This is a genomic window from Actinobacillus capsulatus DSM 19761 (assembly GCF_000374285.1).
In the GTDB taxonomy this organism is placed as follows: domain Bacteria; phylum Pseudomonadota; class Gammaproteobacteria; order Enterobacterales; family Pasteurellaceae; genus Actinobacillus; species Actinobacillus capsulatus.
Genome location: NZ_KB893930.1, coordinates 242,502 through 264,374, shown reverse-complemented (window position 1 = coordinate 264,374; position 21,873 = coordinate 242,502). Strand labels below are relative to the sequence as shown.

Below are 21,873 nucleotides of genomic sequence, written 5' to 3'. Positions count from 1 at the left end.
AATAAAGAACCAAATGAATATATACCTTTTAATCTATATTTACTAACTAATCGGATCTCCACTATAAAAATATATTCTTTATTACACATCGGATTTGCTCAATTACCTTTACAAAATAAACAACTACTTTTTTTATGGATTTATGATAGAATCAGCGCCACACTTGTGAAATACTTGACTAAATTAAAAGGAGATTATGATGAAAAAATGGCTATTTTCATTACTTGCAACAACACTATTTACACTTGGCTGTGAAGACAAATTCGTCACTCAAAACCCGCAAAAAAACGTACAACAAACCGAAACAAAAGACGTTAAAAACAATGAATTAACTCAAATTACTGTTATTGCTCCTTGGGAGCTAAATAGCTTAAACCCAACTCAATCAGGCGTGATTTTCCAACGAATGAACTTAGCAGAAACCTTAGTTGAAGCGAATGAAAAAGGAGAGTTAATCCCTGGGCTTGCGACTGAATGGAAAAGCAATGAAGATGCAACGGAATGGACTTTCACATTACGAGATGCCACCTTCCATAACGGTGAAAAATTAAATGCTCAAATTGTTGTAAAGAATTTAAATTTAGTAATGAATCAACCAAGCATTCTAAAAAAGGCATTTATTAAAGAAATTAATGTTTTAAATCAGAATCAATTAAAATTTAAATTAACAAAATCTTTTGTACCATTTCCTTCTTTCTTAACACATTATTCAACCATTATTTTAGCTGAAGAATCATTTAATAAAAAAAATGAAGTTATTCAAATAATTGGAACCGGCGCATTTAAAGCAAATAAAATTGAAGCTCCGCAAAAAATAGAAGCTATTCGCTTTGAACAATATTGGGGAGAAAAACCAAAAGTTATTCATGCCAATTATTTAGCAAGCAGCCGTAGCGAAACGCGTGTATTAATGGCTCAAAGCGATGCAACATCATTAGTGTTTAACTTAGATACGGCGAGTGTCGCACGTTTAAAAACTAATCCTGATTTGACTTTAACCAGCGGTTCTATTGCCCGCACGATTCAGATGAAAATGGATGTGGCTAAACCGTTTTTTAAAGACTTAGCAATTCGCCAAGCGCTTTCACAGGCAATCAACCGTAAAGCGATTGCCGAACAAGTGCTAAAAATTGAAGACGGAGTGGCAAATCAAATTTTACCGAAAGCTTTTGCTGATTGGCGTGTGGAAAGTAAAGATGAAACTGTTGATCTTGCAACAATTAAACAAAATTTAACCGCTGCCGGTTACCAATTCAATAATGAAGGCAAATTAACCAATAAAGAAGGAAAACCGTTCAGCTTTACCTTAAAAACCTTCTCGGATCGCCCAGAATTACCAATTATTGCCACGATTCTACAAGCACAATGGAAACAAATCGGTATTGATGTGAATGTGTCGGTAGGTAACTTTAGTGAAATCCCTGCCAGTCACAAAGATGGTAGTTTAGAAATGGCATTATATGCGTTGAACTATGGTAAGACGATCGACCCATTCGGTGTCATTGTGCAAGATTATGCTAAAAGTGGCAGTGACTGGGGCGTAATGAACTGGAGTAACGAACAATTGGCGCAAACGTTAGAGAAAATCGAAACAGAGCGTGATCCTCAACGAAATAAACTCTTAAAACAGACGGTCAGCCAAATTATTCATGATGAACTACCGATTATTCCGGTAGTGTATTATCAGCAAAATGTTGCGACCCATAATGATATCAAAGGTGTTACACTTGATCCGTTCGAAAGAAGATTCTTTTTAGAAAGACTTACAAAATAACATTATCAAATTAGCATTTAAAACACGGAAAATAGCACAAACTCCTGGGCAAATTCCGTGTTTTTTGATGAATTCATGGTTAGAAATATGCTTAATATTATTTTTAGACGGCTACTGCAAATTATTTTAGTGGTTTGGTCGGTTGGTACTCTCACTTTTATTCTGACTCGACAGCTCTCGGGTGATATGGCTTATCGTATAGCGGCAAGTCGTTACGGCTATGATCAAGCTGATAGTGCCGCTGCCGAATTAGTACGCACCGAATTAGGACTAGATCAACCGTGGTGGCAAAGCTACGGAAACTGGTTACTTGACCTTTTACAGCTTAATTTAGGTAAATCCTTAGTCACTGGCGATTTGATTTGGAACGAAATTGCTCATCAGTTCGGACATACACTTAGCCTCGCTATTGTTGCACTCGTTATGGCAATTATGATTGGGCCGATACTTGGTGTGCTTGCCACTCGCAAAGAAAATGGCTTTTTTGACCGCTTCACTCTCGTATTTAGCACCTTGTTTCGTTCCGTACCGGCATTTATTATTGCTATCGGACTAATTACGCTCTTTTCGGCAACATTACGTTGGCTACCAGCCGGTGGTTACGGTAAATGGCAACACTTTATTTTACCGGCTTTAACATTAGCATTAGGACTGAGTGCCGTTTCGGTACGTGTTACTCGTGCGACAATGCTGCAAGTAAAACAATCCGAATATTACCAATTCGCACGTTTAAAAGGGCTTTCTAAATGGCAAACCTTCACTCGCCACGGTATTCGCAATATCGCTATTCCAGTAATAGCTTACCATGCCGTACAACTGGTTTATTTGATTGAAGGCGTGGTTGTGGTAGAAAGTCTATTCGCTTGGCCAGGTAGTGGACACGCCTTAGTGCATGCCGTTATTGCTAGAGACGTGCCGATGATCCAAGGTGCTTCTCTCGTGATGGGCGGTTTATTTGTACTGTTAAATATGTGTGCAGATATGCTGAGTGCGTGGATTGATCCACGAATTACTAATAAACGTCATGGAGTATAATAATGAATAAAATGACATTCAGCCAAAAAATGGGGGCAGCGATTCTTACCATGTTGCTCGCTTTTGCCTTTTTACAGCCTTATTTTTACCCAATGGATATTGGCTTTCAAGATCTGACGACGATTCTTGCCAAACCCAACGAACTTGCGTGGTTTGGCACAGATCATCTCGGGAGAGATATGTTCGCTCGCCTTGCCTCGGCGATCCGTTTATCATTTGGTTTATCTCTTTTTAGCGTATTTTGTGCGTTAGTTGCCGGATTGCTATTCGGGATTTTAGCCGGCTTTTTCGGCGGCTGGCTTGATCGCTTATTCAGCTTTATTTGCGATTTAGTCATGGCGCTCCCCGGCCTATTACTCATTCTATTATTTGCTTCATTATCACCGGGGGCATTTTGGACACTTTACTTAGGTATCGCATTAGTAATGTGGGTGGAGTTTTTCCGAGTAATTCGTGCAGTCAGCCAAACGCTCGCATCCAGTGCCGAAATCGAATCCTCCCGTTTAATGGGAATGGGCTTATTTTACAACTTTAAACGCCACCTTTTACCTCGTTTACTCCCGCTTATTGTAACCTTAAGCGCTTTCTCGCTGGGTAATGCAATTCTAGCATTAGCTACGCTTGGATTTGTGAATGTAGGATTACGCCCACCTACAGCAGAATTGGGTTTAATGATGACTGAATTATTCCCTTATTACTATGAAGCTCCGTGGATCTTTATGCAGCCGGTAATTGCGGTCTTTTTAATGGTGCTTAGCCTTCAACTTTTATCCGGGAGAGTAAAATAATGGCATTACTACAAATTGAAAATGTTGGAGTAAAAACTACCGCAGGCTTAACCTTAGTTGAACCGATCAGCTTAACACTAGAACAAGGTAAAAATATCACCATTCTCGGTGAAACCGGTTCAGGCAAAAGCTTATTGATTCAAGCTATTATGGGTGCTTTACCGGAAGGATTAGAAGCAAGCGGTCAAATTTTTATAGAAAATAGCAAAACCGAAAATATGCAGCTTGAATCGCTTTGGGGTAAAACTTTGGTAATGTTACCGCAAGAGCCTCGCCGTGCGCTTGATCCGATTATGACGATCGGTAAACAGCTTTGGGAAAGCTTTTTCTTCGTGGCTAAAAAAGATAAACAAGCGGCAAAAAATGAGGGTAAAAAAGCCCTTGAGTATTTAGGCTTAAAGGTGTGGGAAACCGCTTATCCGCATCAATTATCTGGTGGTATGGCTCAACGAGCTTCTTTTGCTATCGCTACCGCTGCCGATGGTAAAATTTTGTTAGCGGACGAACCAACTAAAGGGCTTGATCCGAAAAGCAAAACTAATGTGATTCAATTACTCAAACAGGCTTATCAGAATCAAGGTGGTTTGCTCACCATCACTCACGACATTGAAGTTGCCGAACAATTAGGTGGCGAAATCTTAGTGATGAAAAAGGGGCAATTATTAGAAAAAGGTGCGGCAGAAACATTGCTTGCTAACCCACAGCATCCATATACAAAAGCCTTGATTGCCGCTGATCCGAAACATTGGCAAGCGGTCGAAAATTCGCAAACTTTTGCGAAAAATCAACCGCTTGTATCGGTAAAAAATCTGAGTGTTGCACAAGGTAAACGAACACTTTTCAGTGGACTTTCGTTTGACTTACACCAAGGCGAAATCTTAGGTGTTGTCGGACACAGCGGCATCGGAAAAAGCACACTCGCTGATGTGTTATGCGGTTTACTGAAACCGAAAGCCGGCGAAATAATTTGGCACAGTCAGCAACACAAAAAACATCAGGTATTGAAACTGTACCAAGATCCGCCGGAAGCCTTTGCACCAACAGTCCGTTTACAAACGCTGTTAGACGATGTGATAGATAAACACAAGTTAGATCGTTCGCAGATTCCAACTTTACTGCAACAACTGGTACTTTCTCCGAAAATTCTCACCCGTAATGCGGAAAATGTTTCAGGTGGGGAATTACAACGTGTAGCGATCTTACGTGCCTTACTGCTTGAACCGGTATTACTTTTTGCCGATGAAGTGACTTCTCGCTTAGATCCGGTCACGCAAAAAGAAACGATTGAGTTATTAATCAATCAATGTCGCCAACGCAAATGTGCATTAGTGATTGTGAGCCATGATCCCTATTTGATTGAGAAAAGCTGCGATAAAGTGATTGATTTAACTCAGTTTATTTAGTGAGCAAACAACGTTCAAAATAATGAATTCGCAATAGCGAATGATACAAAATATAAGCGGTCATTTTTGTGAATAACCAAGCATTTTGCAAAGTTTTCCTCAAAAACGACCGCTTATTTTTATTTATTCAACGATGTATTCTATTACTTATTCAACTAAATCTAACATCTCCTGTGCATTGGCAAGTACTGCATCGGTAATTTTACTTCCGCCTAATAACCTTGCTAAGGCTTGTACCCGCTCTGCTTGAGTTAATAACGACATTTGAGTTTCCGTCTGATTATTCTCCACATACTTTTGTACATTAAAATGATGATTGCCGTAACTTGCTACCTGCGGTAGGTGTGTCACACAAAGCACCTGACATTTCTTGCCTAATTGACGTAACAACCTGCCAACTGTGGTTGCAGTCGGGCCGCTAATCCCAACATCCACCTCATCGAAAATAATGGTTGGTGTGGACAACTTATTCGCTGTCAGCACCTGTACTGCCAATGAAATACGAGATAATTCACCGCCGGAAGCTATCTTGGCTAACGGCTGAGCTTGCTGCCCTAAATTACTGCGCAAGTTAAATTCAACGAAATCCGCTCCGTTACTCGATAGCTTTTTAGCATCATGTTGAACATCAATAAAAAACTCACCATTTTCCATTGAAAGATGTTTAATTTGTGCCGTGACTTGCTCGGCTAATTTTTTACCTGCCTCAAAGCGTTTTTGGTAAATTTGCTCTGCCAGCTGAATAGATTGCTGGTAAGCCGTTTGCTCATCTGCAATTAGTTGTTCTTCATTTCCGGCAAAATCTACCAACTTTTTTAATTCATCTTGAAGTAGCAAATGATGTTGCCATAAATTCTCTGGCAATACATGGTGCTTACGGGCTAATTGAAGCGTTTTACTAATACGTCCATCTAATTCATTTAATAAATCCGGATCTTGCTCGATTCTTCCAGCTAAATCGCTCACTTCAGAACTAGCTTCCTGGACTTGAATAAGTGATTCATTTAGCATATTTAGTGCCGATTGATAACGTGAATCAACTTCGACTAAATCTTCTAAATGGCGAATCGCCTTATATAACATTGAATCAACATTTAATTCATTTTCGCTCAGTAAATCTGTCACCTCTTGAGATAATGCGGTTAATGCTTCTGAATTGGATAACCTGCCATGCGTTTCTTCCATTTCCTCAAATTCACCTCGCTTAATCGCAAATTCATCCAGTTCATCCACTTGATATTGCAGCAGCTGTTTACGAGCCTCATTCTCTTGGCACTGTTGGCGAAAATTTTTAACTTGCTGATGTAATTTCTTCCAACGATGGTATTGGCTACTCATTTCATTCAACAAGCTATGGATACCTGCATAGTTATCCAATACCTCCAACTGATACTCATTTTTTAATAATAATTGCGGTGCATGCTGACCATTCAAATGAATCAGATATTGACCTAACTCTCGCAGTTGAGAAATCGGTAATGGGCGATTATTCACGAATGCTTTAGAACGCCCTTCTTGATTAATCATACGGCGTAAAATACATTCTTGAGGATTATCTTCATCCAATAACTCATGCTGCTGTAACCAAAAATAAGCCGGGCTAGTCGGTTGCATGGTAAAAGTTGCGGTAATATCCGCTTTATCCGCCCCATTACGAATCATACTGCTTTCTGAACGATAGCCGAGGCAAAGGCTTAACGCATCAATCGCAATGGACTTACCTGCACCGGTTTCGCCGGTGATCACAGACATACCTTCATTCAGTTCCAGCGTTAAGTGACGAACAATCGCAAAATTATTAACCGTTAATTGAGTGAGCATAAAATACCTGTATAAACATATCCTGTATAGATATATACTATAACTGTTTTTTTGAACAGTAAAGTGTTTTTGCAAAATTTTTGCTGAATCCGACCGCTTGTCATAAAAAAATCCTCGCTAATTTTCATCAACGAGGATTTTCAAAACTAATCAATCTTACTATTAGATAAAGACTTGTTCACCAATACGATAACCTTGTGGCGCTTGTTCTTTATCTTCAAAGGTTACAAATTCCCAAGCATTTTCGTCAGCAAGGATCGCACGTAATAATTTGTTATTTAAACCGTGTCCTGATTTATATGCGCTGAAATCACCAAGGATATTATAGCCACACATAAATAAGTCGCCGATTGAGTCTAACATTTTGTGCTTCACTAACTCATCTTTATAGCGTAAGCCTTCTTCATTCAGAATACGATATTCATCTAATACTATCGCATTATCAAGGCTACCGCCTAATGCTAAACCGATTGATTGAAGATATTCAACATCTTTCATAAAAGTGAAAGTTCTTGCACGGCTAATTTTGTGAATAAAGTTTTCAGCGGATAATTCCATTTTGAAATTACGCACATCTTTGCTGATCATCGGATGGCTAAAATCAATAGTGAAATCTAATTTTAAACCTTTGCTATAAGGTTTCATTTCCGCCCATTTCTCACCTTCCTCCACACGTACGCTTTCTTTGATACGAATGAATTTTTTCGGTGCATCTTGTTCTTCAATACCGGCATCTAATAATAAATAGATGAATGGGCTCGCACTGCCGTCCATAATCGGAATCTCAGGCGCGTCCACTTCAACGACTAAGTTATCTAAACCTAATGAAGCCATTGCTGCATTTAAGTGTTCAACCGTTGAAATACGTACACCATCATCATTAATCATACAAGTACAAAGCTGCGTATCACGAATGGATTCCGCACTTGCAGGAAAATAAACTGCCGGCTCTAAATCTGTACGAGCGTAAATAATCCCCGTATTAGCTGGGGCAGGACGTAACGTTAACGTTACTTTTTTACCGCTGTGCAAGCCGATACCAGTTACTTTGGTTGCTTGTTTTAGCGTTCTTTGTTTAATCATTATTCTGTCCTTATTCCCTATATTGGGCGATCATTACTGACCGTTTCTCATAAACCCTGGAATTGAGTTCGGAGACCAAACTTGAGAAGAATCAACTTGTTGTGGTTTTGGTGCCACAGGTTGAGATTGGCTAAATTGAGCCGGTTGCTGAGTATAACCTTGTTGAGGTTGCGCAAATGCTGGCTGAGCCAGCTGTGCCTGTGGCTGATATGCAGCTTGAGCTTGCTGCTGAACTTGTTGTTGCAACACTGGCGTTCTTGGTAAAGTTAATTCTTCTGCTTGACCAATACCTGTCGCAACTAAAGTCACTCGTAGTTTACCTTCCATTTCAGGGTAAACCGATGTACCGAATACGATTGTTGCATCTGGAGCTGCAAAGCTATGGATATAATCCATGATTACATCAACTTCGTTAAGCTCAATATCTAAACCTGATGAAATACTTACTAAGATGCCTTTCGCGCCGGATAAATCAACATCTTCTAATAATGGGCTAGCTACTGCATCATGCGCTGCACGCTCTGCACGGTCTTCGCCTTCTGCGATACCGGTACCCATCATTGCACGCCCCATTTCAGACATAACTGTTTTCACGTCTGCAAAGTCCACGTTGATTAAACCCGGTGAGGTAATCATATCGGTAATCCCTAAAACGGCATTGCGTAAAATATCATTTGCCGCTTTAAAAGCATCCATCATTTTCGTATTTTTTGGTAATACTTTTAATAATTTATCATTCGGGATGATGATTAATGAGTCTACGTATTTAGACAGCTCTTGAATGCCTTGTTCCGCATAGCTCATACGTTTGTTACCTTCAAAACGAAACGGTTTCGTCACGATTGCAACTGTTAATGAACCTTGTGATTTTGCAATATCCGCAATAACCGGTGCCGCACCAGTACCCGTACCACCGCCCATACCGGCAGAGATAAATACCATGTCCGCACCTGCAAGCATATTAGATAATGCTTCACGGTCTTCTTCCGCAGCTTGACGACCTACATTCGGGTTTGCGCCAGCACCTAAACCTTTAGTGATATTCGCACCAATTTGAATGGTTTGGCGAACAGAACTTGTACGTAATACTTGCGCATCCGTATTCACTGAGAAAAACTCAACGCCACCAACACCTTCGTTATTTAGGTTTCCGTCAACCATATGGTTTAGCGCATTACCGCCACCGCCGCCAACGCCAACGACCTTGATTACCGCATCTTGTGTTGTTTCATAAATAGGTTCAAACATTTTTCATCTCCCTACGTGCCAACTTACTCGTCAACACTATTAAAAACTCGATTTTGCCCAATTAACAGCTTTCTTTACGCCTCTGCCTAAAACATCAAGGAGCGTATCTACTTTCTCACCAATTTCACCACCGCTACCCTTTTCGTCAGAATTGTAATGGCTATACTGTAAAAGACCGAGTACTGTTGCATATTGTGGTTTATTTACATAGTCCGTTAACCCTGTAATATTTAACGGATATCCAACTCTTACTTGAGAGCCAAAGATATTTCTTGCACATTCTACAATATCTTCGATTTGCGAACCACCACCAGTAAGCACAAAACCTGCAATTAATTCCTGTTTTATGCCTTTTTGGAACAATTCGTGACGTAATTGAGTTAACTCGTTCTCAACAACTTTCAATAAATCACTATAACATTGTGAAGTTACCGTCGCAACTTGCGCTTTGGTAAAGGTTCTCGGCATTCGACCGCCAAGTCCAGCGACTTCAATTTTCTTTTCCGCATTATGAGTAGGAGGGTTAATCGCACTACCATAATTCATTTTGATGCTTTCGGCTTCGTTACGCGAAGTGGTAAATACATGCGCAATATAATCAGTGACGTTATTACCAGCAAATGGAATCACTTTACTAAAACGTAATGCGCCGTCTGTATAGACTAAAACGTCCATTGTGCCGCCACCAATGTCAATTAAACAAACACCTAATTCTTTCTCGTCTTCGGTTAATACGGAATAACTTGATGCAAGACCTGAAAAGACTACTTTATCCACTTTCAATTTTGCACGTTCCACTGCATTTTTTAAATTGCGTAACCAATCTTGATGGCAAGCAATAAGATGCGCTTGAGCTTGTAAACGCATACCGGATAGCCCCACGGGGTTTTTCGTTGCCGGTAATCGATCTACTTTATATTCCTGTGGAATAATATGTAACGTTTCTAAGCCATCTGGTAATTTAATTGAGCGCGCAATATGAATAGCAGAATCAATATCTTCATTCGTTACCGTTCCACCAAGCGGCACGGTGCCGCTTTCATTTAAAGCAGTGATATGTTGTCCAGAAATAGCAAGCGTTACACCAATAATTTGGCAATCCGAGACTGATTCGGCTTGTTCAATCGCACGTTGAATAGAATTCACGGCGGCATCTAAATCAATAACACCGCCTCGATCAACACCTTTAGCCGGGCAAACACCCGAGCCAATCACATTTATAACACCATCTGGCAAAACTTCACCAACAACAGCTACAACTTTTGATGTGCCGATATCTAAACCGACAATTATTTTAGATTCTGCTATTTTTGTCATATCACTATATTATGCTTGCTAAGAATTATTGATGTACAGGACTAAAACCGACAGCCGCACCATGTTCATAGCGCAAATCCACATAAGCCAGTCGTTGTCCTTCAGGAACATTAATTTCCGGAAAAATCGTTACAAAACGGTCAATTTTAGGTGTCCATTCCCCTCGACCAAGGCGCAGCTCTACATGATTTGATAAAGTGATCGTCCAAGAACCTCTGTTATCTACTGCAACGGATTGCAACTCTAAATTTCGAGCTTTTAAGTCCGCTTTTATTTTACTCCACGCATCTAGAACTATTTTTCCTTCGGAATCCGGTCCATAAAGCACCGGAAGCCCCGTTTTATCCATTCGATCAGCCGGTAAACTGAATACCACGCCCTGATCAGAAAGAAAGTTCGTATTATTCCAAATAGCAACTGGATTATGCTCAATTAACGTAATGCTTAAACGATCAGGATAAAGCTTTCTGACTACCACATCTCGCACCCAAGAAATACCAAGTAATTTTTCTTTAACTTGTTGAATGTCTTGACCGAAATATCCTTTTAGAACAGGTTTTTGCGATAAAGTTTCCCGAACGTCCGCATTTGTTGTGAATCGAGTTTTATGAGTAAGTGCATAAGCTCGAATCGGAGATTTATCTAAATTTTCCAACCAATGATGCCAATTACTATAAACGATAAATGCGAAGATTACGCATAATAACACAATCAACGGTTTAATTAATACTAATCGATTAAAGGGATTTGCTGAAGATTTTGCTTTTAACGGCTTAAAACGAACCGAAGGTGCCGTTTTTTTGCGTAAAACAGAAACCATTAGGCACTTAACTCCAATACATGCTCGACTAATTTTTCAAACGGAATGCCAACCGTTGCCGCAGATTTCGGAAAAATACTATGGCTTGTCATACCCGGACAAGTATTCACTTCAACTAAATTAAAGTGGCCATTTGCATCTTCCATCACATCAATTCGGCTCCAGCCACGACAACCAACCACATCGTAAGCCACTTTAACTAATTTTGCCACTTCTGCTTGACGTTCATCGTTTAATGCCGGCACGACATATTGAGTATTATCCGATACATATTTCGCATGATAGTCATAAAACTCACCATCTGGAATCACTTGTACAGCCGGTAATACTTGACCGTCTAACACAGGAACGGAATATTCCTTACCTGCTAAGAAGGCTTCAATTAATACGATTGAATCGAATTTTAACGCCTCTTCCACCGCCGGCAATAATTGCTCAACCGTTTTTACTTTGGTCACACCAACACTTGAACCTTCGCTTGAAGGTTTAACAAATACCGGTAAACCTAATTTTGCAATAATTTGTTCGGAATCGACCGCTTCCCCACGGCGAATAACCACCATTTCTGCCGTTGGTAAGCCGACTGCTTGCCACATTAATTTGGTACGGAATTTATCTAAAGTTACCGCTGATGCCATTACGCCACAACCGGTATAAGGAATGCCCATTTGCTCTAATGCGCCTTGTAACACACCGTTTTCACCGATACCGCCGTGTAAAATATTGAATACGCGTTGAATTCCTTTTTCTTTTAATTTTTCAATTGGGAAATCTTTAGTATCAATACCTTCTACATTATAGCCTAGTGATTTTAATGCTTCAGTTACCGCTGCGCCCGAATTTAGCGATACTTCACGTTCTTGAGAAACGCCGCCAAATAACACTGCAATTTTTTCATCTTTAATGCTCATTTTTTATCCTTTCTTATTTTGAACACGATGTATCGTGCCCCTACTACTCGATTCAAGGTTCACAAGCGGTCAATTTTGCAAAATTTTTTGCAAATCTTACCGCTTATTAAGCTTTCCAACTTTCTGCTAAACCACGAGAAATGCGGCTTACGCTACCGGCACCTTGTGCAAGAATTAAATCGCCGTCTTGGATAATTTGATCTAATACTTCGCCAAGCTGATCGGTATCTGAAACTAAAATCGGATCTACTTTACCCAAATTGCGGATTGAACGGCATAACGCTTTACTGTCCGCACCAACAATCGGTGCTTCGCCTGCCGCATACACTTCAAGCATAATTAACGCATCGACTTGTGATAACACTTGTACGAAATCATCAAATAAATCACGAGTACGTGAATAACGGTGCGGTTGGAAAATCATCACAACACGTTTATCTTCCCAGCCTGAACGCGCCGCTTTAATCGTTACGTCTACTTCAGTCGGGTGGTGACCGTAGTCATCGACTAACATCACTTTACCGTTCGGGCGAATAAATGAACCAAGTTGGTCAAAACGGCGACCGGCACCTTGGAAATCGGCAAGTGCGGCTAAAATCGCTTCGTTAGTAATGCCTTCTTCTTTCGCTACCGCAAGAGCTGCCGTTGCATTCAGAGCATTGTGTTTACCCGGTACATTCAGCAACACATCAATACGCTCGCCATTCGGACAAACTACGGTGTAATGACCTTGGAAACCGGTTTGCTGATAATCTTCAATACGATAATCTGCTTTCTCGCTAAAGCCGTAAGTTACAACTTGACGACCAACTTGCGGCGCAATTTCCATCACGGTTTCATCATCGGCACACATAACCGCTAAACCGTAGAACGGTAAGTTACGTAAGAATTTTACATAAGTTGCTTTCATCTGTTCGAAATCACCGCCGTAAGTATCCATATGATCCGGCTCGATATTCGTTACCACTGAAACCATCGGTTGTAAATGTAAGAATGACGCATCACTTTCATCCGCTTCCGCAATTAAATAGCGACTTGCACCCAAATGTGCATTTTTGCCCGCCGATTTAACCAAACCGCCGTTTACAAAAGTTGGATCTAATTGTGCTTCGGTATAAATCATTGAAATCATTGCAGTAGTAGTCGTTTTACCATGTGTGCCTGCAATAGCGATACCGTGACGGAAGCGCATAATTTCTGCTAACATTTGCGCACGTTGAATCACTGGAATACGAGCTTCTTTTGCTGCTTTTACTTCTGGGTTAGTATCATCAATCGCACTTGAAGCCACTACTACGCTTGCACCAATAATATTTTCCGTTTGATGACCGATAAAAACTTTTGCTCCCGCTTCAACTAAACGTTTAGTAACCGGGCCTTCGGCAATATCCGAACCTGAAATTTGATAGCCTTCATTCAATAATACTTCAGCAATACCACTCATGCCCGCACCGCCAATACCGATAAAATGGATTTGATTTACACGGCGCATTTCTGGTACTAATTTTTTAACTTTATTTTGGAAATTTTTCATTATTGTTTTCCTATCTGTACAACCAAATATTTTTGTTGGTTGCGTTTAAAACTATTTCGCTTGTTCGATAATCACTTCTGCTACACGTTGAGCGGCTGTAGGCATTGCTTTCGCTCTGGCTTTAACCGCCATTTCAGTTAGCTTTTGGCGATCGGCAATTAACGGCTGTAACGCACTTAATAAACTTTCTACCGTAAAATCTTGTTGTTCGATAATGATTGCCGCACCGTCATTCGCCAAATAAGTCGCATTCAAATATTGTTGGCGATCTTTATGTTGATAAGGCACAAAAATTGCCGGCAAACCTGCTGCGGCAATCTCACATACGGTTAAAGCGCCTGAACGACAAATCACTAAATCCGCCCAATTATAGGCTTGTGCCATATCGTCAATAAATTCGGCGGCAATACCGTTGCCGGTTGCTTGATAAATTTCTTCCACACCGCTGAGATTGCCTTTTCCCACTTGATGGCTAATGAACACATTTTGACCAAGCTGTTTAGCCGCTTCAGGTACGGTTTGGTTAATCACTATTGCACCTTGGCTACCGCCCATCACTAAAATATTGATCGGATAACCTCGTTCGGCAAAACGAATTTCCGGCGCTTCAAGCTGAGCAAGATCTTCACGCACGGGATTTCCCACCACTTCTGCATTTGGGAATGCAGTAGGGAATGCTTGTAAAACACGGCGAGCAATTTTTGCTAACCATACGTTGGTTAAACCGGCAACCGCATTTTGCTCATGTAAAATAACCGGTACACCACATAATTTCGCAGCAATGCCACCCGGTCCGGATACATATCCGCCCATACCGAGCACCGCATCAGGTTGATAATTTTTAATGATTTTACGTGCCTGCATCACCGCTTTAAAAATCGCAAACGGTGCTTTCAGCAATGCACCGATACCTTTTCCTTTTAATCCGGAAATTTGAATAAACTCAATTGGAATACCGTGCTTTGGCACAAGGTCAGCTTCCATTCGATCTTGAGTTCCTAGCCAACGGATCTCCCAACCCCGTTTTTGCAGTTCTCGTGCAACCGCAATTGCCGGAAACACATGGCCACCGGTTCCACCTGCCATGACAAGAAGTTTTTTAGTCATTTTAATCTCTTTTACAAACTTTTGAGCGGAATCGACCGCTTACAAAACTTTTTTAGACAAATTGTTGTTATTGTACAGGAAATTGACAATTTACGGAAAAAGAAAGCGATCAGTTTTTGCAAATTTTTTGCAAATTCCGACCGCTTGTTTCTTTAAATTTCTTTGATTTGCGCATGCCCTATTAGAGCAAGGCGATTTTCATAATCAATTCGCAGTAAAATCGCAATTGCGATCGACATAATAACCAAACTGGAGCCACCATAACTCACCAATGGGAATGTTAATCCTTTGGTCGGTAGTAAACCTGAAGCTACCCCTAGATTTACGAAGCCTTGTAAGAAGATCCAAATTGCGATTCCGAAAGCTAAGAAGCCACGAAAACGCTCTTCTAATTTCAGCGCATCTTTACTAATTTTAAGTGCCCGTAATGCTAAAGAGACTAATAAGATCACAATCGCGACAATACCGATAAATCCGAATTCTTCGCCGACCACCGCCATAACGAAGTCCGTATGTGCTTCCGGCAAATATTCCAGTTTTTGTACCGAGTTGCCTAACCCTTGCCCCCAAAACTCACCTTGACCAAATGCCATTTGCGAGTTGGAAAGTTGGAAACCGTTACCATAAGCATCCGCAAATGGATCCATAAAAGAGGTGACACGTTTAAGGCGATATTCAGATGTCAGTACTAAAAACGCAAATAAGATCGCTGCCGCAATGCCTAGGAATAGGAACTGTAAAATTCTCGCCCCCATAATAAATAGCATAGCAAACGTTAATACGAATAATACGAACGTACTACCCAAGTCCGGCTGTAGCAGTAACAAAATACCAAAAATAGCTAAAATCACCATCGGACGAATAAAGCTCGCACGCTTAGTACGCATTTCATCATATTTACGTACATAGAAGCTGGCGAAATAGCAAATGATGGCTAATTTTGCCAATTCTGCTGGCTGGAAATTTATCGGTCCGAGCGAGATCCAACGCGTCGCACCGTTAACATTACGCCCAAAAATCAATACCACAACTAAAAACAGTAGCGATATTAAGAAAAAGGCGACATTCCGTTTTTCCCAACTTTCGGTTGGGATCTGGACAACAATCACGAATGCAAATAACGAAGCCGCTAAATACATTCCGTCACGCACCGCAAAATAAAACGGATCGTTATTTAAACGGGTACTGACCGGAATCGATGCCGAGGTGACCATCACAAAACCGATGACCAATAAGCCGAAAAACAGCCAGATCAACGTGCGATCATATAGTGAATTAGTCGGCGTTAATCGTATCCATTTATCCCATTCTGTCTTAAATCTTTCTAACATATTAAGCGGTTACTTCCTGAGCTAATTTGACAAAAACGTGTCCACGTTCTTCAAAGTTCTTAAATTGATCGAGACTTGCGCAAGCCGGCGACAGTAGTACCATATCACCTTTTTTCAGTTGTGGGCGAATTTGCTCAATCGCTTGTTGCATAGTTTCCACCAATACGCTTTGGTTTGATAATGCCGCTAATTGCGATCCATCCTGACCGAAGCAATAACAAACGATATTCGGTTTATTAATAAGTGGTTTTAACTCGAAAAAATCCGCCGCTTTGCCATCGCCACCTAATAACAAATAAAGTGTTCCTGCCACTTGTAATCCGTTGAGCGCCGCCACCGTACTGCCGACATTAGTCGCTTTCGAATCATTCACCCAGCGCACGCCGTCATTGGTTTTTACCGCTTGGAAACGATGATCCAAACCGCCGTACACTTGCAATGCTTTTACAATCCCTTCACGAGGGATGCCTGCCGCTTCGGCTAATGCCATCGCCGCTAACGCATTCATTTCATTATGACGACCTGAAATCAGCATTTCTTTGGTTGGGATAATTGCATCATCACCCGAATATAAAATACCGTTGCGCATAGTGTACTCGGCATTATGTTCTGCAAAACGAATCAATTTTTTGACCGCTTGCGTTTCAAGCGGATAAGTCAGTCTATCTTCACCGTTTACAATCACATTCTCGGCATTGTCGTAAATACGCAATTTCGCTAAACGATATTCTTCAATCGAGTTATTGTAACGATCCATATGATCTTCACTAATATTTAAAATAGTTACCGCCACCGCTTTTAAAGAAGAAGTGGTTTCTAATTGGAAACTGGACAGTTCCAACACAAACAATTCATATTCTTCATTCAATAGACTTAATACCGGCACTCCAATATTGCCACCCATACCGACTTTAATCCCCGCCTGTTTTGCCATTTCAGTCACTAATGTCGTGACCGTGCTTTTACCGTTTGCACCGGTAATTGCAATAATCGGTGCTTTCGCCTCACGTACAAATAATTCAATATCGCCAACCACTTCTACACCGGCATTGATGGCTTGTTGAATTTCCGGTGTAGCCAACGCAAGCCCCGGACTGATCACAATTAAATCGGAAGCTAACAGCCACTCGCTGTTTAAACCGCCGATATGCAGTGGCACATCTAGCGGAAGCTGATCGGCACCCGCCGGCTTTTCGCGAGTATCAATCACTTGTACTTTTGCTTGCTTATCCGCAAAAAATTCGACACAAGATAAACCGGTTTTTCCTAAGCCGATAATAGTAACAATCTTATCTTTATATTGGTTTTGCATAATTGAATCTCTTTATAATTTGTAAAAATTTGGATAAATCCAACCGCTTGCAAGCGAAAAAGGTGGGACAAGCCCACCTATGATTAACGAAGTTTTAATGTGACTAAGCCAACTAATACAAGCATCAAGGTAATGATCCAGAATCGCACAATAACACGAGGCTCCGGCCAACCTTTTAATTCGAAGTGATGATGAATTGGCGCCATACGGAAAATACGTTTTTGGCGAAGTTTATATGAACCGACTTGCAAGATTACCGAGAGTGCTTCCACCACGAATACACCGCCCATAATCACGAGTAATAATTCTTGGCGAACCAATACCGCAATCATGCCTAACGCACCGCCTAATGAAAGCGAGCCGACATCACCCATAAATACTTGTGCCGGATAGGTGTTGTACCATAAGAAACCTAAACCTGCTCCAACAATTGCGGTACATAGAATTACGAGTTCGCCCGCATTCGGTACAAACGGGATATGTAAATATTGCGCAAAATTGAAGTTACCAGTTGCCCATGCAATTAACGCGAAAGCCGATGCTACCATAATGGTCGGCACAATCGCTAAGCCGTCTAAACCGTCCGTGAGGTTTACCGCATTTGACGTACCGACAATTACAAAATAAGAAAGAATGATAAAGAAAATACCGAGCTGCGGCATAAAGTCTTTAAAGAACGGTACCACTAATTGAGTTGCTGCTGTGTCTTTACCGACCGCATAAATACCGAATACCGCAATCAGCGCAATCACCGACAGCCAGAAATATTTCCAACGAGCAATTAAACCATCGGTATTTTTGCGTTTGATTTTCCAATAATCATCAACAAAACCGACCGCACCGTAGCCGAATAACACGAATAGCACAAACCAAACATAACTGTTACGCAAATCCGCCCAAAGCAAGGTACTCACACCGATGGCGATTAAAATCATAATACCGCCCATGGTCGGCGTACCACGTTTTTTGAAGTGGCTTTCCGGGCCATCATTACGCACTTCTTGACCGAATTTTAATAACTGCAAGCGACGAATCACTTCAGGACCAATCCATAAACCGATACCCATTGCGGTAAGCAATGCCATAATTGCACGGAAAGTAATATAAGATACAACGTTAAATGCCGTATTATATTGAACTAAATACTCAGCAAGCCAAACTAACATAAGAAAAAACCTTGGTAAATCATACTAAGCGGGCAATCGCCCACAAATTTTATCCATATCAAATAGCGTCACGAGTCATAACCCATTTTCACTATCTACCTTAAAATTAAAAAGAAACACCCAAAGAAAGGCATAAAGCAGAAATCAATATTTCCATTTTTTGGCTACGAGAACCTTTTGCTAACAACACTAGCGGTTGCTTTTCTGCAATTTTTTGCGAAATAATCGGCAATAAGAAATCGTGCATCGCTTGTTTATCAGTAAAGTGATGTGCTGCCTCTCCACTAATTGCTGCACTTTGTTGACCAAAACTGACGACTAAATCTAAATCTGCCTCACGCACGAAATCCGCTACTTGTTGGTGACAAGCTGCACTTTCATCACCGAGTTCCTCCATATCACCGACCGCAAAAATACGGAAAGCAGGATAATTTTTTAACACCGCCACCGCCGATTTCATCGAATCGACATTAGCGTTATAGGTATCATCAATCAATAAACAATGCTGATTAACTTCTACCGGATACAAACGACCTTTTACTTGCGAGCATTGCTCCAATCCGGCTTTGACCGCATTTAAATCCGCACCGACAGCCATTGCGAGCGAAGTTGCTGCTAAAGCATTGCTGACATTATGTGCGCCTAAATAAGGTAAATTAATTTCGATTTCACCTTGCGGAGAATGTAGAGTGAAATGAGAAGCGAATAAACCTAACTCCACGTTTTCCGCCCAAAAATCTGCATACGAATCTTGATCCGAACCGGTATAGCTGAATGATTGCAGCTCATGCTCTCCGATTTCTTTTTGCCATTGAGGGAAATAGAACGCTTGATTCACAATCGCTTTACCGCCGGCTTTTAAGCCTCGATAAATTTCACCTTTCGCTTGCGCCACACCTGCGAGCGAGCCAAACCCTTCTAAATGCGCCGCTGCAACATTATTTACCAAACAAGCGTCAGGCTGAGTGATTGCCGTGGTATAAGCGATTTCACCGATATGGTTTGCACCTAGCTCCACCACCGCAAATTTATGTTGTGGCGTTAAACGTAATAAGGTCATCGGCACACCGAGGTCATTATTTAAATTGCCAAAGGTATAAAGCACTTCATCTTCACAAGCGGTCATTTTTTGCAAAATTTTTGCCGTCATTTCTTTTACGGTGGTTTTGCCTGAAGAACCTGTCATCGCCACTGTTTTCGGATTAAGTTTCGCTTTTAACCATTTGGCTAACTCGCCTAATGCAAGGCGTGTATCTTTCACGACAATTTGCGGTACGGAAATTTCACATTCACGCTCAACCACCACAGCCACGCAATCTTGTTCGATCGCTTTATCTAAATAATGGTGTGCATCAAAATTCTCGCCTTTTAACGCAAAAAACAGTCCGTTTTCGACCGCTTGTCGAGTGTCGGTGCTGGTGTTTTCTACCACCACATTACCATCACCAATCAACTGCGCATTAAGAATGCCGGCAATTTCATTTGTTGTTAGTTTTATCATTGAATATCTATCTTCAGTCTATTTATTGCATTCCCCTATTTTCCTCCGAAGCGTTTGCGTAAACTTTTGAGGATAATTTTTCGTGTCTGAGCTTGCTTGCAAGCGAGTTTGAAAAATTCGTCCCAAAAGTTAGCAATAAGCAGAGGAAAAAGGAAAATCTGGGGGCGCCTTTCTTTGGTTACTTTCTTTGGCGAAGCAAAGAAAGTGACAAGTCACAGGTATTTAGCTGCGGTTTCCTGATCCGAAAAATGATGCTTAGTCGTACCAATAATCTGGTAATCCTCATGCCCTTTACCTGCAATCAAAATGACATCTTTTGCACCGGCTTGTTCAATCGCACTTTTAATTGCTTGTTCACGATCGTGGATCACTTGTACTTTCTCCACTTGAACGAAACCTTTGAGAATATCTGCCATAATCTTGGTATTATCTTCGGTTCTCGGGTTGTCATCAGTCGCAATCACTTTATCCGCTAATTTTTCTGCAATCGCCGCCATCATCGGGCGCTTACCCGCATCACGATCGCCACCGCAACCGAAAATACAGTAAAGCTCACCTTCGGTATGTAATCGTGCCGCTTGTAAGGCTTTTTCTAACGCATCCGGCGTATGGGCATAATCGACTAACACAAGCGGTCTATTTTGCGGATTTTTTTGCGAAACGATACATTCCATACGTCCGGCAACCCCTTGCAGAAGCGGTGCGGTTTCGATTAATTTTTGCAAATCGTGACCAAGCACCAATAAGCTGGCTAATGCAGTAAGCAAATTATTGACGTTAAACGCACCGATTAAACGACTATTTAGTTCGCCGTTTCCCCAGCTTGATTCAAACGCAATTTTTACACCTTGTAAGCTAAAGCTCACATCGGTCGCTTTAACGAATTTATGGTCGCTACTAAAGTGAGCATCGGTACTGACGGCAACCGCATTCGGTAATTTTGCTAACCATTCACGGCCAATCTCATCATCTGCGTTTAATACTTGTGCTTTGGTATTTAATTCGCTAAACAAACGGAATTTTGCTTGTGCATATTCTTCCATCGTCTTATGGTAATCGAGATGATCGCGGCTTAAATTAGTGAACACCGCTAAATCATAGCTTAACGCTTCCGCACGATATTGAGCCAAACCGTGTGAAGACACTTCCATCGCACAAAAATCAGCTCCCATTTCTACAAAGCTGGCTAAATTGCGTTGTACTTCAATTGCCGAACCGGTGGTATTTGCCGCTTCTTGTACTTTGCCGTATAAACCGTTACCAATCGTCCCCATCACCGCAGATTTTCCGCCTAACAAGTTGTGCCATTGGGCAAGTAATTGGGCACTTGTGGTCTTGCCGTTCGTGCCAGTTACGCCTACGAGAGTGAGTTTTTCAGACGGATTGGTATAAAACGCGCCAGCAATTTCCGACAAAATACGTGCTAAATTCGGTACTGAAACTACCTTACAAGCGGTGCGATTTAAGTTATATTTTGCAAATTTCGCATCCAACTCAATTTCATCTTGACCTTCGTCCGCTTCCGCTAAAACTAATGCTGCACCTTGCTCAATCGCCTTTTGGATAAATTGGCGACCATCAACTTGATGCCCTTTTAGCGCGACAAACAGATCGCCTTCATTCACTTGGCGAGAGTCTAACGTCATTTGCTTAAGCGGTTTTAACTCCGCCACCCAAGCATCAAGTTCAGTAAGAAAGGGAAGTAAACGTTTCATATTGTTA

General features: G+C 41.2%; 17 protein-coding genes. 4 read left to right on the top strand and 13 right to left on the bottom strand.

Annotated elements, in window-relative coordinates; translation table 11 throughout:
- Window positions 1-199 precede the first annotated feature (199 nt).
- The 4 genes from C228_RS0101295 (at window position 200) to C228_RS0101280 (ending at window position 5,000) form a co-directional block, all read left to right on the top strand.
- Complete coding sequence (locus C228_RS0101295) at window positions 200-1,774, top strand: ABC transporter substrate-binding protein (RefSeq protein ID WP_018650911.1); 1,575 nt, start codon at window positions 200-202, stop codon at window positions 1,772-1,774.
- A gap of 87 nt (window positions 1,775-1,861) precedes the next feature.
- Window positions 1,862-2,809 (top strand): ABC transporter permease, encoded by a 948-nt coding sequence (locus C228_RS0101290; RefSeq protein ID WP_018650910.1) that lies wholly within the window; start codon window positions 1,862-1,864, stop codon window positions 2,807-2,809.
- A 2-nt stretch (window positions 2,810-2,811) separates the two neighbouring features.
- Complete coding sequence (locus tag C228_RS0101285) at window positions 2,812-3,597, top strand: ABC transporter permease (RefSeq protein ID WP_018650909.1); 786 nt, start codon at window positions 2,812-2,814, stop codon at window positions 3,595-3,597.
- A complete protein-coding gene (locus C228_RS0101280; RefSeq protein WP_018650908.1) occupies window positions 3,597-5,000 on the top strand; it encodes an ABC transporter ATP-binding protein in 1,404 nt (467 codons plus the stop codon). Before C228_RS0101285 ends, C228_RS0101280 begins: the two co-directional genes overlap by 1 nt.
- A 147-nt stretch (window positions 5,001-5,147) precedes the next feature.
- On the opposite strand, the gene recN is transcribed toward C228_RS0101280, so the two are convergent.
- The 13 genes from recN to murE form a co-directional block, all read right to left on the bottom strand.
- Window positions 5,148-6,821 carry a DNA repair protein RecN gene (recN, locus tag C228_RS0101275; protein WP_018650907.1) on the bottom strand — a complete coding sequence of 558 codons (1,674 nt, stop codon included), beginning with the start codon at window positions 6,819-6,821 and terminating at the stop codon, window positions 5,148-5,150.
- A 162-nt stretch (window positions 6,822-6,983) separates the two neighbouring features.
- Window positions 6,984-7,904 (bottom strand): UDP-3-O-acyl-N-acetylglucosamine deacetylase, encoded by a 921-nt coding sequence (gene lpxC / locus C228_RS0101270; RefSeq protein ID WP_018650906.1) that lies wholly within the window; start codon window positions 7,902-7,904, stop codon window positions 6,984-6,986.
- Between the two features lie 33 nt (window positions 7,905-7,937).
- Complete coding sequence (ftsZ, locus tag C228_RS0101265; RefSeq protein WP_018650905.1) at window positions 7,938-9,152, bottom strand: cell division protein FtsZ; 1,215 nt, start codon at window positions 9,150-9,152, stop codon at window positions 7,938-7,940.
- 39 nt (window positions 9,153-9,191) lie between these two features.
- Complete coding sequence (gene ftsA / locus C228_RS0101260) at window positions 9,192-10,469, bottom strand: cell division protein FtsA (RefSeq protein WP_014992115.1); 1,278 nt, start codon at window positions 10,467-10,469, stop codon at window positions 9,192-9,194.
- A 25-nt stretch (window positions 10,470-10,494) separates the two neighbouring features.
- Complete coding sequence (locus C228_RS0101255) at window positions 10,495-11,289, bottom strand: cell division protein FtsQ/DivIB (protein ID WP_018650904.1); 795 nt, start codon at window positions 11,287-11,289, stop codon at window positions 10,495-10,497.
- The gene (locus tag C228_RS0101250) at window positions 11,289-12,200 is read right to left on the bottom strand and encodes a D-alanine--D-alanine ligase (protein ID WP_018650903.1); all 912 of its coding nucleotides are present in this window, start codon (window positions 12,198-12,200) and stop codon (window positions 11,289-11,291) included. The genes C228_RS0101255 and C228_RS0101250 overlap by 1 nt, the downstream gene beginning before the upstream one ends.
- A gap of 106 nt (window positions 12,201-12,306) precedes the next feature.
- Complete coding sequence (murC, locus tag C228_RS0101245) at window positions 12,307-13,734, bottom strand: UDP-N-acetylmuramate--L-alanine ligase (protein ID WP_018650902.1); 1,428 nt, start codon at window positions 13,732-13,734, stop codon at window positions 12,307-12,309.
- A 51-nt stretch (window positions 13,735-13,785) separates the two neighbouring features.
- Complete coding sequence (gene murG, locus C228_RS0101240) at window positions 13,786-14,841, bottom strand: undecaprenyldiphospho-muramoylpentapeptide beta-N-acetylglucosaminyltransferase (protein ID WP_018650901.1); 1,056 nt, start codon at window positions 14,839-14,841, stop codon at window positions 13,786-13,788.
- A 152-nt stretch (window positions 14,842-14,993) separates the two neighbouring features.
- A complete protein-coding gene (gene ftsW, locus C228_RS0101235) occupies window positions 14,994-16,172 on the bottom strand; it encodes a putative lipid II flippase FtsW (RefSeq protein ID WP_018650900.1) in 1,179 nt (392 codons plus the stop codon).
- A 1-nt stretch (window position 16,173) separates the two neighbouring features.
- On the bottom strand, window positions 16,174-17,484 hold the full coding sequence (gene murD, locus C228_RS0101230) for a UDP-N-acetylmuramoyl-L-alanine--D-glutamate ligase (RefSeq protein WP_018650899.1): 1,311 nt from the start codon (window positions 17,482-17,484) through the stop codon (window positions 16,174-16,176).
- 83 nt (window positions 17,485-17,567) lie between these two features.
- Window positions 17,568-18,650, bottom strand: a complete 1,083-nt coding sequence (mraY, locus tag C228_RS0101225; RefSeq protein WP_018650898.1) for a phospho-N-acetylmuramoyl-pentapeptide-transferase — start codon at window positions 18,648-18,650, stop codon at window positions 17,568-17,570.
- 106 nt (window positions 18,651-18,756) lie between these two features.
- Window positions 18,757-20,151 (bottom strand): UDP-N-acetylmuramoyl-tripeptide--D-alanyl-D-alanine ligase, encoded by a 1,395-nt coding sequence (gene murF / locus C228_RS0101220; RefSeq protein WP_018650897.1) that lies wholly within the window; start codon window positions 20,149-20,151, stop codon window positions 18,757-18,759.
- A 212-nt stretch (window positions 20,152-20,363) separates the two neighbouring features.
- Window positions 20,364-21,866: a UDP-N-acetylmuramoyl-L-alanyl-D-glutamate--2,6-diaminopimelate ligase gene (gene murE / locus C228_RS0101215; RefSeq protein ID WP_018650896.1), complete on the bottom strand. Its 1,503-nt coding sequence runs from the start codon at window positions 21,864-21,866 to the stop codon at window positions 20,364-20,366.
- Window positions 21,867-21,873: the final 7 nt, after the last annotated feature.

Excerpts from the sequence above, each read along its gene's own strand:
- C228_RS0101295 (WP_018650911.1), top strand. The coding sequence starts at position 200 with ATGAAAAAATGGCTATTTTCATTACTTGCAACAACACTATTTACACTT.
- C228_RS0101290 (WP_018650910.1), top strand. The coding sequence starts at position 1,862 with ATGCTTAATATTATTTTTAGACGGCTACTGCAAATTATTTTAGTGGTT.
- C228_RS0101285 (WP_018650909.1), top strand. The coding sequence starts at position 2,812 with ATGAATAAAATGACATTCAGCCAAAAAATGGGGGCAGCGATTCTTACC.
- C228_RS0101280 (WP_018650908.1), top strand. The coding sequence starts at position 3,597 with ATGGCATTACTACAAATTGAAAATGTTGGAGTAAAAACTACCGCAGGC.
- recN (WP_018650907.1), bottom strand. The coding sequence starts at position 6,821 with ATGCTCACTCAATTAACGGTTAATAATTTTGCGATTGTTCGTCACTTA.
- lpxC (WP_018650906.1), bottom strand. The coding sequence starts at position 7,904 with ATGATTAAACAAAGAACGCTAAAACAAGCAACCAAAGTAACTGGTATC.
- ftsZ (WP_018650905.1), bottom strand. The coding sequence starts at position 9,152 with ATGTTTGAACCTATTTATGAAACAACACAAGATGCGGTAATCAAGGTC.
- ftsA (WP_014992115.1), bottom strand. The coding sequence starts at position 10,469 with ATGACAAAAATAGCAGAATCTAAAATAATTGTCGGTTTAGATATCGGC.
- C228_RS0101255 (WP_018650904.1), bottom strand. The coding sequence starts at position 11,289 with ATGGTTTCTGTTTTACGCAAAAAAACGGCACCTTCGGTTCGTTTTAAG.
- C228_RS0101250 (WP_018650903.1), bottom strand. The coding sequence starts at position 12,200 with ATGAGCATTAAAGATGAAAAAATTGCAGTGTTATTTGGCGGCGTTTCT.
- murC (WP_018650902.1), bottom strand. The coding sequence starts at position 13,734 with ATGAAAAATTTCCAAAATAAAGTTAAAAAATTAGTACCAGAAATGCGC.
- murG (WP_018650901.1), bottom strand. The coding sequence starts at position 14,841 with ATGACTAAAAAACTTCTTGTCATGGCAGGTGGAACCGGTGGCCATGTG.
- ftsW (WP_018650900.1), bottom strand. The coding sequence starts at position 16,172 with ATGTTAGAAAGATTTAAGACAGAATGGGATAAATGGATACGATTAACG.
- murD (WP_018650899.1), bottom strand. The coding sequence starts at position 17,484 with ATGCAAAACCAATATAAAGATAAGATTGTTACTATTATCGGCTTAGGA.
- mraY (WP_018650898.1), bottom strand. The coding sequence starts at position 18,650 with ATGTTAGTTTGGCTTGCTGAGTATTTAGTTCAATATAATACGGCATTT.
- murF (WP_018650897.1), bottom strand. The coding sequence starts at position 20,151 with ATGATAAAACTAACAACAAATGAAATTGCCGGCATTCTTAATGCGCAG.
- murE (WP_018650896.1), bottom strand. The coding sequence starts at position 21,866 with ATGAAACGTTTACTTCCCTTTCTTACTGAACTTGATGCTTGGGTGGCG.